Annotated in this window: 3 protein-coding genes; all 3 read right to left on the bottom strand. The window is 37.6% G+C overall.

Annotated elements, in window-relative coordinates; all coding sequences use genetic code 11:
* Positions 1-27: 27 nt before the first annotated feature.
* Entirely contained in the window at positions 28-183 is a 156-nt protein-coding gene (locus PECL_RS08945; RefSeq protein ID WP_003555393.1) for a ribbon-helix-helix protein, CopG family, read from the bottom strand.
* 106 nt (positions 184-289) lie between these two features.
* On the bottom strand, positions 290-595 hold the full coding sequence (locus PECL_RS08940; protein ID WP_041534804.1) for a hypothetical protein: 306 nt from the start codon (positions 593-595) through the stop codon (positions 290-292).
* A gap of 482 nt (positions 596-1,077) precedes the next feature.
* A complete protein-coding gene (locus PECL_RS08935) occupies positions 1,078-1,770 on the bottom strand; it encodes a replication protein (protein ID WP_012695376.1) in 693 nt (230 codons plus the stop codon).
* Positions 1,771-1,815 lie beyond the last annotated feature (45 nt).

Genomic DNA, 1,815 nt, shown 5'->3' with positions numbered 1-1,815 from the left:
ATCGTCTTGCCCAAGCCGAGTTTTCGCTTATTTTTTTTGTTCTAATTCCTTTCTTGAATAATTTTCTAAAGCTAAAGCTAAAATTGCAGACTTAGAAAAACCCTTTTCTTTCGCAAGATTTTCCAAAGTGAAATACTGATCTTCGGTTAGACTGACCGTAATTCTTTTTTTATTTGTAGCCATATTTTTACTCCAAACCAAATCAAATTTAAGTACACCATTATTATGCCTTTTTGCAACATTATTGTCAATAATATATGCTATAAATCTCTATTTCGCTAAAAACTCGCTAAAAACTCGCCGAAAACTCGCCGAGATTTAAAACTCTGTAACCATTGATATTAAAGGCTTGAAGACCATTTTTAACCAAAATTGGCACTCGGCACTTAAAAGGGGGGTCGTAGTACGGTCGCAAAATTCGCTCCCTCGCCCCCTGATTTTCAAATTTATATCCCACACGAATAAAACCATGGGCGCTGCCCAAACCTGCAAGCTGTGTCAGCTTGACCCCATAAATGAGCGGGTGCTCCCGCTCAAACTCACCCCGCACTCGCCGTGAGGCAGGCAAAAAAAGCAGGTGTGCTTTTCTTTGCATGCGCAAAAGTGTCTTGGTCTAGTGAGTCTATCAACTCCTTAAAGCCTCCTAGAACGGCTAAAAGCCGTTCTACGTCGATTTACCGTTGACAGACAGCTAATTATGCATTTAACAGCTAAAATGGCTTAGAGAGCAAATTAGAGCCATTTAAAGCCAACATTCAAAGCAGTTAAAGTCCGAAGTCGGCTAGCGACTGGACTTTAACTGCTTTGAATGTTTCAACTGACGCAAGTCAGTTTTGTTTGAGCGAAGCGAAATCTGATACAGGTTTTAATGGTTTTAGCGCAACGTCATCTTTGATGACGTGTAAGTGCGCCTTTAACATTTTCTTTTGATTTTTTCATTGCTATTTTTAAAGCAATGCGCACTTACACACCACAATTAAAATTAATGGTGTTTGTGCTAAATTTCCTGTATCAGAAGTCGGCTAGCCGACAACAAAAAAAGGTGCTCGAATTGAGCACCCACTTTTTATTCACTAATCAATCTTGTATCTCGCCAGTTTCTTTGTCTATGTCTCCTCTGCCATACTTGCGTTCCTGATAAACAGCATCGAAATATAGTCTTATCAGTCCAGTATGAGCACGTAAAACCGAATTAACGACCTTGATACTAGGCATGCCATATTCTGAACCATGAGCTTTTAAAAAGCGTCTCAATTCACGCATATTTGCCAAATTATGGTCATCAATCAAATCACAAACATCATTCAGCATGTCGTCTTTGTCTTCCACATCAAGCGATATATATCTATCAATATCAAAATTATTTATCAGCGTAATATCTTTTTTATTATATTTATGTTTTTTCTTCTCAATAGCATCTTTAGACTCATGTGTAAGGTATGAATACATGCTTGCCATACTTCTGATGACTATTTGCACTTTAGCGATACTCCGATCACCTAGAAGCTGTTTAATCTTGTACCGAACACTATCAGCAGTAACTGGGTTTTTAGCCACATAGACAACATGATAATGCGGCTTTTTATAGTGCTTGCCATTTCGTATGACATCATCAGGTGTCCATTTTGATTTATCAGTTTTTTCATCCATATCATGAAATGGACTAATAGCAATTGGAACACCAATTAATTCTAATTTCGATTTCCAATCTTCTGGAATAGATTCGGGATATAACAAAAAGGTGAAGTATCTTGATTTGTCTTTTGCCATAATGGTAAAATAGCCTTGATAGAACAACAATGTTTAGCGGAAACT

Source organism: Pediococcus claussenii ATCC BAA-344 (genome assembly GCF_000237995.1).
GTDB classification, from domain to species: domain Bacteria; phylum Bacillota; class Bacilli; order Lactobacillales; family Lactobacillaceae; genus Pediococcus; species Pediococcus claussenii.
Note: the sequence above shows the minus strand (reverse complement) of the source record. Positions and strands in the feature narration are given on the sequence as shown.

Coding starts and splice junctions, on each gene's coding strand:
- PECL_RS08945 (WP_003555393.1), bottom strand. CDS start 183: ATGGCTACAAATAAAAAAAGAATTACGGTCAGTCTAACCGAAGATCAG.
- PECL_RS08940 (WP_041534804.1), bottom strand. CDS start 595: ATGCAAAGAAAAGCACACCTGCTTTTTTTGCCTGCCTCACGGCGAGTG.
- PECL_RS08935 (WP_012695376.1), bottom strand. CDS start 1,770: ATGGCAAAAGACAAATCAAGATACTTCACCTTTTTGTTATATCCCGAA.